8 protein-coding genes are annotated in these 8,239 nt (G+C 62.3%); 4 read left to right on the top strand and 4 right to left on the bottom strand.

Going from position 1 to position 8,239, the window contains the following annotated elements; genetic code table 11:
- Together EPO09_RS08565 and EPO09_RS08560 are read left to right on the top strand one after the other, a co-directional pair.
- Window positions 1-849 (top strand): cation-translocating P-type ATPase (locus EPO09_RS08565; RefSeq protein WP_290642154.1); only part of this gene is annotated, 849 nt, incomplete at its 5' end.
- 72 nt (window positions 850-921) lie between these two features.
- Window positions 922-1,857 carry a GGDEF domain-containing protein gene (locus EPO09_RS08560; protein ID WP_290642152.1) on the top strand — a complete coding sequence of 312 codons (936 nt, stop codon included), beginning with the start codon at window positions 922-924 and terminating at the stop codon, window positions 1,855-1,857.
- Between the two features lie 15 nt (window positions 1,858-1,872).
- On the opposite strand, the gene EPO09_RS08555 is transcribed toward EPO09_RS08560, so the two are convergent.
- The 4 genes from EPO09_RS08555 to EPO09_RS08540 all read right to left on the bottom strand — a co-directional run bounded on the left by EPO09_RS08555 (window position 1,873) and on the right by EPO09_RS08540 (window position 5,933).
- On the bottom strand, window positions 1,873-3,933 hold the full coding sequence (locus EPO09_RS08555; RefSeq protein ID WP_290642150.1) for a TonB-dependent receptor: 2,061 nt from the start codon (window positions 3,931-3,933) through the stop codon (window positions 1,873-1,875).
- Window positions 3,933-4,622, bottom strand: coding sequence for a hypothetical protein (locus EPO09_RS08550; protein WP_290642148.1), 690 nt, complete (start codon window positions 4,620-4,622; stop codon window positions 3,933-3,935). Before EPO09_RS08550 ends, EPO09_RS08555 begins: the two co-directional genes overlap by 1 nt.
- Before the next feature lie 31 nt (window positions 4,623-4,653).
- Window positions 4,654-5,442, bottom strand: a complete 789-nt coding sequence (locus EPO09_RS08545) for a PEP-CTERM sorting domain-containing protein (protein ID WP_290642146.1) — start codon at window positions 5,440-5,442, stop codon at window positions 4,654-4,656.
- A 128-nt stretch (window positions 5,443-5,570) separates the two neighbouring features.
- The gene (locus tag EPO09_RS08540; RefSeq protein ID WP_290642144.1) at window positions 5,571-5,933 is read right to left on the bottom strand and encodes a DUF2946 family protein; all 363 of its coding nucleotides are present in this window, start codon (window positions 5,931-5,933) and stop codon (window positions 5,571-5,573) included.
- Between the two features lie 177 nt (window positions 5,934-6,110).
- Here EPO09_RS08540 and EPO09_RS08535 point away from each other — a divergent pair, with 177 nt between their 5' ends.
- Together EPO09_RS08535 and EPO09_RS08530 are read left to right on the top strand one after the other, a co-directional pair.
- Complete coding sequence (locus EPO09_RS08535) at window positions 6,111-7,001, top strand: DUF6502 family protein (RefSeq protein ID WP_290642142.1); 891 nt, start codon at window positions 6,111-6,113, stop codon at window positions 6,999-7,001.
- Window positions 7,002-7,005: 4 nt separating this feature from the next.
- The gene (locus EPO09_RS08530; RefSeq protein ID WP_290642141.1) at window positions 7,006-8,211 is read left to right on the top strand and encodes a DUF5666 domain-containing protein; all 1,206 of its coding nucleotides are present in this window, start codon (window positions 7,006-7,008) and stop codon (window positions 8,209-8,211) included.
- Window positions 8,212-8,239 lie beyond the last annotated feature (28 nt).

The raw sequence follows: 8,239 nt of genomic DNA, 5'->3' as shown, positions 1-8,239 counted from the left end.
CCGGAGCAGAAGTTGCGCATCGTGCAGGCCTTGCAATCAGGCGGGCACGTGGTGGCCATGACGGGTGATGGCGTCAATGATGCGCCGTCGCTCAAGGCTGCCGATATCGGTGTGGCCATGGGGGCGCGCGGTACCGACGTGGCACGTGAGGCCTCTGCCATGGTGTTGCTTGACGATGACTTCGGTGCCATCGTCAAGGCCGTGCAACTGGGGCGGCGTATCGATGACAACCTGCGCAAGGCCATGGCCTTCGTGCTGGCCGTGCATGTGCCAATCGCAGGCCTGACCTTGCTGCCATTGCTGATGGGCTGGCCCTTGCTGTTCATGCCCGTGCACATCGCTTTTCTGGAGCTGATCATCGATCCAGTCTGCTCGATTGTTTTCGAGGCAGAGCCCGATGAGCACGGCGTCATGCAGCGCCCCCCGCGTGAAACCGGGCGACCTTTGCTGACACGCTCGATGATGTTTGACAGCCTGATGCAGGGCTTGCTGGCCTTGGGGTCCGTTGGCCTGGCCTACGCCTGGTTGTTGCAGCAGGGCCTGGGCGAGTCGCAGGCGCGGGCCGGCGGCTTCTTGTCACTCATTGCCGTGAACATCTTGCTCATCGTCAACAACCGCTCACTGCAAGGCCACGTGATGTCGGGGCTGGTGCGTCCCAATCCCGCCTTGTGGCGCATGTTGTCATTGACGCTGGGCCTGTTGGCCGTGGTCTTCTTCGTGCCTGATTTGAGTGCCTTGTTCAAGATGGCATGGCCCGGCGAGCCTGGCGGTATTGCCATCTGTGGCGCCTTGTTCGGTACTCTGGTTTCATTGCAGATCCTGAGATGGTTTCGCGCCGGCAAAGCGTGAATACTGCACGTGACATTTCAAGTGTTACATCGATAATGTCAAATCCTTTTTGACCTTATCAGGACTGGTGAAGTGCTGTTTTCTCACTTGCTACCTGACCTCGTCCAGTCTGTGCTGGATGCCCTTCCGACGCCCGTCTTCTTCAAGGACAGAACGGGTGTTTACCAAGGGTGCAATCGCGCATTTGCCCGGCTGGTAGGCCGGCCTCGGCGCGAGATCATCGGCTTGACCGTGTTCGATATCTCGCCAGAGGAGTACGCCAAATCGCACTTCGATGCCGACGCGGCCTTGATGCAGTCGGGCGGCGAGCAACGCTACGAGGCGCAGATCAAGCGCTGCGATGGCGAGCGCCGCCACGTGGTGTTTCACAAGGCGGCGCTCTATGGTGTGGATGGCGAGGTGACCGGCATCGTGGGCACCATTCTCGACATCACGGAGCGCAAGGCGCTGGAGGTCAAGCTGGCCGACATGGCCGAGCGTGATGCGCTCACCGGCTTGTTGAATCGGCGCGCCATACTGGCGCATCTCGAAGCCTTGCACAGGGATCGAAGGCAAGCCAGCCAGACCTTGTGCCTGATGATGTGCGATGTCGATCACTTCAAGAGCATCAACGATCGCTATGGCCACGGCGTAGGCGATGAGGTGTTGCGCAAGGTCGCGCACGCCTTGTGCCAGAACCTGCGTGATGGCGACCGTGTGGGCCGCATCGGTGGCGAGGAGTTCCTGATCGTCCTGGCCACGGCTGATGTGGACGATGCCCGGCAAGTGGCAGAGCGCTTGCGGCATCTCATCGCCAGCATGGAGGTGCACTGCGGTGAAGACACCAGTCTGAGCGTGACCATCAGCATCGGCGTGGCCCAAAGCCTGCATCAGGATGAGGATTGGTCAGGCGCCATCGCTCGCGCTGATGAAGGCCTGTACGCCGCCAAGCGATCCGGGCGGGACAAGGTGGTGGTCACTGACGCCCATACCCGCCTGGTCCATCACAAGGACTGGCACCAGTCCTGACGCGCTGTGCCGGCATCAAGGCAGGCTGACGCCCAGCTTGACCCACCAACGTTGACCCGCTTCGGGCACTTGCGAAGGCAAGGTGCTACCCAGATTGGCCCATGACACCGAACTGCTGTGGTTCAGGTGCTCGACGTAATAGCGATCGAACACATTGTCGATACCTGCTGCCAACTGCACCTGTTTGCTGAACTTGTAATCGCTCTGGATGTCCCACACGCTGAAGCCAGGCGTGGCCGCCACATCCAGGCCATTGGTGCTGCCGTGGTTGCGGTCGATTCGCTGCTGGCCATCGGCCATGCGTGTGATGAGCTTCAAGCCATAGGCATCCTGCTTCCAGGCCGCGTACAGGCGGCCTTGTGTGGGCGGGGTCTGTGCCAGTGCCACATGATCGGTCTTGTTGGCTGCCCAGACCAGGCTCAGGTTGCCACCCAATGTGAGGGCCGGGCTGGCAGCCCAGTTCAACTCGCTTTCCAGCCCTCTGCGAACGGCATCTACGCTTTTCGCGCTCGTGCCGCTGGTGACGAGCATGAAGTTGTCGATCAGGTTGATGAAGCCATTGACGCTGGCGCTGAGTTGGCGTGTGCTGTAGCGCAGGCCAGCATTGAGCTCCTTGTGCTGTTCGACGGCCAGGTCATAGCCCTGCAGACTGCCGATCTCGACGTAGTCGGGGCCTCGTTCGGCTTGCCCGATGGCGGCATGGGCTTGCCATTGGGCGTCGATCCTGTGCTCGGCACGGGCGAACGCACTGTGAAGCGTCATGTGGCGGCGGGTGTCTTGGCCCTTGACAGGGTTGGCATTGGCGCTGAAGTCGCGAATGTCTCCTGCACGTGACTCTCTCGAATCGACTCGTAAGCCCGTGCTCAGGGACGTGGGGCCCATCGTGGCCAGCCATTCGGCGTAAACGCCGGTCTGTTGAATGTGGATGTCGTAATAGGGCTTGAGACCTGGGTCATTGCTCAAGCATGTGGGCCCCGAGCCAAAGTCAAAGCATTGCGTGCTGCTGAGGTGGTTCTGGGCGTCGTAGCTGTCCAAACGGCTGTCCAGGCCCAGGCGCAGGACCTGTTCCTCGGCCATATCCAGATCCACATGCAGGCTGGCTGCTCTCGAACGATTGCGTTGCTGCATGACTTCGCGCAAGCGGTTGCTCTCGTCGGGCTGATACGTGCCTTCCTCGCCACGCAGCGTGAAGTTGTCCATCGCGTGATCCACGCTTTGCCAGCGCACCTGAGCTTCGGCTTGTTTCACCCATGGTGACAGGCGTTGCGCCCGCCATTGCAAGCCCAGGCTGTCAGACAGAAAGCGCGTGCCGTCCATGTGATACGCCGGGTAGACGGCCCAGCCATCACTGCGGGTCAGCGTGGCAGACAAGGTCTGCTCTTCTGTGAGTCGCCATCCCAGCTCCAGATCATGGTTGTCGCGCAGGTAGCTAGAGGGGATGCGTTGGCCGTGCCCGTCACGTTCATCGTCGCTTTGCAGATGCCGGTTGGTGACCTTGGCCCAGGCCGCTTCGGCGTTGAGCAGGCCCTCGGCGTGTGTCTGCTGCTTGCCAAATGCCGCAAGCGTCTGGCTGAGCTTGAGCCCGGAGGGGGCGTCAGAAGGCGGTGCCTGGCGCTCGAACACCAGTGCGCCGGCCAGCACTCCGGCATAGCGCACGGTGCTCGGCCCTTTGATGACGGTGCCTTGATCAACGGCCTCCGGGTCGATGTAGGACGTGGCCGGGTCCATGCCATGGTTGCAGGCCGCTTCCAGGGCGATGCCATCCTTGAGCACGGGCAGGCGCGAGCCACCCAGGCCTCGCACGAGCACCGTGCCTGCGGTACCAGACTGTCGGTTGACCTGCACGCCACTGACTTGCTTGAGCAACTGCGCCACATCGTCTTGCTCATCGGTTTGCCCTTTGAGTTTGACTTTGCTCTGTGCAGGTTGCTGCTTGGAAGCTGCCTTGATCGATACAGTGGGCAATTGATCCTGATCTGCCGTGGTGCCGGCGTTGGCGCTGGCCTGTGCCGAGGCATCCATCGCCAGCATCAGGCTCATGCAGGCCCATCCGATGGTCTGGTACCGCATGCTCATCACTGCTGCCCGGCTTGTGTAGCGCGACGAGCCTGACGGCGACGAGCGATGGCACTCACGGCCAGCAAGCCCAGGCCCATCTGAGTCCAGGTTGAGGCCTCGGGCACGGCAGCGGTCTGTTGCAAGCTCAGGTGCAAGCCGATGGCGTCGCGTACAGGGTCACCCATGCCCGGCATGGCATGGTGGTGGTACATGGACGAGTTCAGATTGACGTACAAATGGTCTGCATCGAAGGTCAAGGCCGTGGCCGGGTCAAAGCCTTCCAGCAAATTGCCTTGCGCATTGGGCACATAGCTGGTGTTGGTCACGGTCGCGCCTTCGATGGCGGCAATGCTGTTGCTGCTGTCAACGATGCGAAAGCCCAGCTTGTCGGGCGAACCGAAGTTCATGAAGTCACCGCTGCCGACATAGGTAAACAGCACATCGGTGCCGCTGACATCGATGTTCCACTGGATGGTGTTTTTGCTGTCGATCGACCAGTTGCTGACTTCTCGGCCTGCGCCCACGGTGAAGGTTTGCGACTTGATGGTTTGCCAGCCGGTGCCCGCATCCAGGCCGTATTCAATGGTCAGGGTGCTGCCGTCCAGCGAGCCCTGGGCTTGCGCGTTACCAGCCAGTGCCAGCAGGGATGCGCCCAACAAGGTGGCGCAACGGGCCACGTGATAGGTGCGTGGAGAGATGCTTGTCATATGTGTTCCTCTTGTGTTGATGGTGGGTGAATCAGCGTTGGCTGCGACGGCGTGCGCCGATCAGCAGGCCAGCCAGGCCCAGTGCGTACAGGCTCAGCGTGGCGGGTTCCGGCACGCTGCTGACTTGAATGCCCACGCTCATGCCATAGGCGGCCGCCAGGTTGGGGTTGCTGGCGAGCTGGGCGTCGTAGTCCGCGCCGCCCACGATCAGCGAGTAGGTGCCCGCACTCAGGGCAAAGGTCTTGCTGGTGATGCCGTCCAGCAGGCCATCGCCGGTGCCGCCTTGCACGGCGCCCACGCCATCGACCGCGTAGCCCTTGAAGCTCAAGGTGTTGATGGCGCCAAAGTCATTGCCGATCTGAAAGTCGCCCACGGCGTTCCACACGCCTTCGACGGGGAAGGGTAGGCTGGCCTTGTAGGCTGTGGATGCCGTGGACGTGTCGTAAGACAGGTAGCTCACGGCAGCGTTGCCAGGATCCACACTGGTGGGCGCGATGCCCTGGTAGACCGAGAAGCCGGGCAGCAAGCCGCCGATCGACGTGCTGGTTGCGCCAGCGTTGGCACTGACGGTGAGCGTGACCAAGGCATCGCCCGTGAGCGTGAACTTGAACCACTTGCCCTTGTGGCTGTCGCCCCAGTCTGCGTCAGCCGCATCGGCCCAGCCGTAGTTGCCGGTGGTGGCCTGGTTGGTGATGGTGGCGCCAGCCGTGCTGAGGCCATCGTAGGTGCCCAGATCACGGCCGGTGTAGGACACGTGAGCCAAGACAGGCAGGGACAAGCTGGCCGCACTCAGGGCCAGCAAAATTTGACGAGTGAACATGTTCGGAAAATCCTGATGCGCACGGCCGAGCTGTCGGCGGATCGGTGTGATCCGGCTCGACAGGGCGGGGTGCGTGATGGCGGGTTGTGTTCCAGGCGCGTCAGCGCACTGTGAACAAAGGCGTGGGATCAGGCCAGGGCAACGGGCGGCGCTCTGGCCTGTGCCGGCGCCCAGATGGGCATGGCCCGAGGCGCATTCAGGAACAGGTACGGAACTTCGTGCTGAAGTTCATTCAATGGCAGCGATGCCGTTTGTGTGGGCGGCAGCCCTGCATGATCGGCTTGCATGACGCAAAGCGGGCAGTGATCCAGCCAGGCGTGATGGGCGGGCTGTTCCTGATGTGGCTTGACCACGATGATGGAGGGCAGGCCCTCACGACTCACGCAGACCTCGGCAGGCGGTGCTGCCGTGTGGTCGGCCTGCTGGTTTGCCGCCAACCAGCGTGAAACTGCAGGGGCGAGCGCACTCAGCAGGACGACCATGGCAGTCATCCAGACCATCCAGCGAAGACGGGAGCTGGCGCGAGCAATCATGTGTCGCAGTGTAAAGCACGCTCCCGCAGTGCTGAAATACCTGGCTTGCGGGAGGTCAATCAGATGAAGATTGCGCCACTCGATTAAAATGGGAGCATCGCCCATTTCATCGGGCGGCATTTTCCAGCTCCCTCAATGCCTTCTTCTGCAGGTTCCCCGCAGCCCTCTGATCACGACGCGTTGGCGGATGCCATCCAGTCCGTCCTGGCCCCGCTGGCAGATCTGGCCGTGGCCAGAGGTCTGACCTATGCGGTTGTGGAAGAGTCGCTGAAGCAGGCCTTTGTGCGTTCCGCGCAAGAGGCCCAGTTGGCGCAGGGTTTGCCTGCGCATCGCCTGGTCAGCCGCATCAGCGCTGCCACGGGCATCAATCGCCGCGAGGTGACGCGTTTGACGCAGTCCGATCCTGGCGCGCCTAGCCCGGCAGGCGCCTCATTGGTGTCCCAGTTGTTCACGCGCTGGATCTCTGACCGCAAGCTGCGCGTCAAAGGCAAGCCCAGGGTGCTGCCTCGCCTGGGTGATGCGCCCAGCTTTGAAGCCCTGGCCCGTTCGATCACGCAGGACGTGCATCCCAGGACGATGCTCGATGAACTGTGCAGGCTTGATCTGGCCAGATGGGATGCCGAGACCGACACGGTCAGCCTGATTCAGGACGCCTTTGCACCACGCGGGGATCTGCAGCGCATGGTCGAGTTCCTGGGCGACAACGTGGGCGACCACCTGCACGCGGCGGTCGAGAACGTGATCGGTGATGAGCCTGCGCACTTCGAGCAGGCGGTTTTTGCGCAAGGCCTGTCAGCCGATTCGGTCGAAGAAGTGCGCAACCTGGCGCGCAAGCATTGGAAGGCCTTGGTCACCGAAGCGGTGCCTTTGCTTGAGCAGCGCATCGACGAGGACGCGCAATCGCCCGAGATCGCCACCAGGCGTGTGCGACTGGGTCTTTTTACCTATCACCAGGATTCGGCGCAGACCGAGCCAGAGACGGGCAGTGCCGGCGTGGTGCCGCGCCGTTTGCCCAGCGGGAAGTAGCATCATGCTGAGACATCTGAAGTGGACATGCCTGTGTCTGTTGAGCCTGGTGCTGGTGCTCGCGGGTTGTGGCGGCGGCGCGCCGGGCGATACCCAGGCCAATGGCAGTGGGGTGGGTACGGGCGGGACAGGGTCCTACACCAACGGGCCTGTATCCGGCCTGGGTTCGATCATCGTCAACAACGTGCGTTACGACGTGGATGCAGCGCGCATCCAGCGTGACGACGACACGGATGGCAGCGCCAGCCGCGACCCTGCAGAATTGAAATTGGGCATGATGGTGGAGGTGCAGGGCTCGGGTGTCACGCCCGCATCGACTTCGGGCGCCACGCCTGTGGCCACAGCCAGCACCGTGCGTTATGGCAGCGTGCTGGTGGGGCCAGCCGCCAATGTGGTGATCAATCTGGACGGTTCGCTGGCCTCTTTGACGGTACACCAGCAGCAGGTGAAGGCCACGGCGCAGACTGTCGTGACGCGGGTGCCGACATCGGGTGACCAGGTCGAGGTCTACGGTTTACTGGATGCCGCAGGTGTGTACACCGCGACGCGTGTGGATGTGTTGAGCGCGGCACCGTCGTCCTACAAGATGGTCGGCTATGTCTCTGCTGTGTCGAGTGAGGTGTATGTGGGTCAAGCCACGGTACGCCAGATCATTGACTACAGAACCGCGCTGGGCACCCTGCCCACTGGTGTCGGCGCTACGGCCCGCATTCGTGTGTGGTTCCGTCCGATCCCGGTCTCAGGCGCCTGGGTGGCCACCCGCATCGTGGTGGACCAGCCTTTGGTGGAAGACATGGACGAGGCCAGTGTGGAAGGCCTGGTCACGCAACAGCCGGATGCCTCGGGGTTGATGAAGGTGGACGGGCAAGTCGTGAACGTACATGGCCTGACCATCTCGACGCCTCTGACCTTGGGTGAGCGGGTGCGCGCGGAGGGGCGCTTGCAAGCCGGCGTCTTGATCGCCACCGAGTTGGCTACCGGCACCGCGCTGGCGCAAGAGGAAAGCGGCACAGAATTGCACGGGCAGATCAGCCAGGTTACCGCGCAAACGTTTGTCGTGCGTGGCGTGACGGTGGCCTACACCCCCAGCGACGTGCACGAGGGCAAGACCCTGCATGAAGGCGATTGCGTGGAAGTGCAAGGCAATGGCTACAACAGCGATCACCAGTTGCTGGCCACGGAAATCGAGGTTGGGGACAGCTGTCGCTGAGTTGCGTCAGCGTCCCCAGCCTTATCGG

It is taken from the genome of Aquabacterium sp. (genome assembly GCF_004297345.1).
Classification (GTDB): Bacteria; Pseudomonadota; Gammaproteobacteria; order Burkholderiales; family Burkholderiaceae_C; genus Aquabacterium.
Note: the sequence above shows the minus strand (reverse complement) of the source record. Positions and strands in the feature narration are given on the sequence as shown.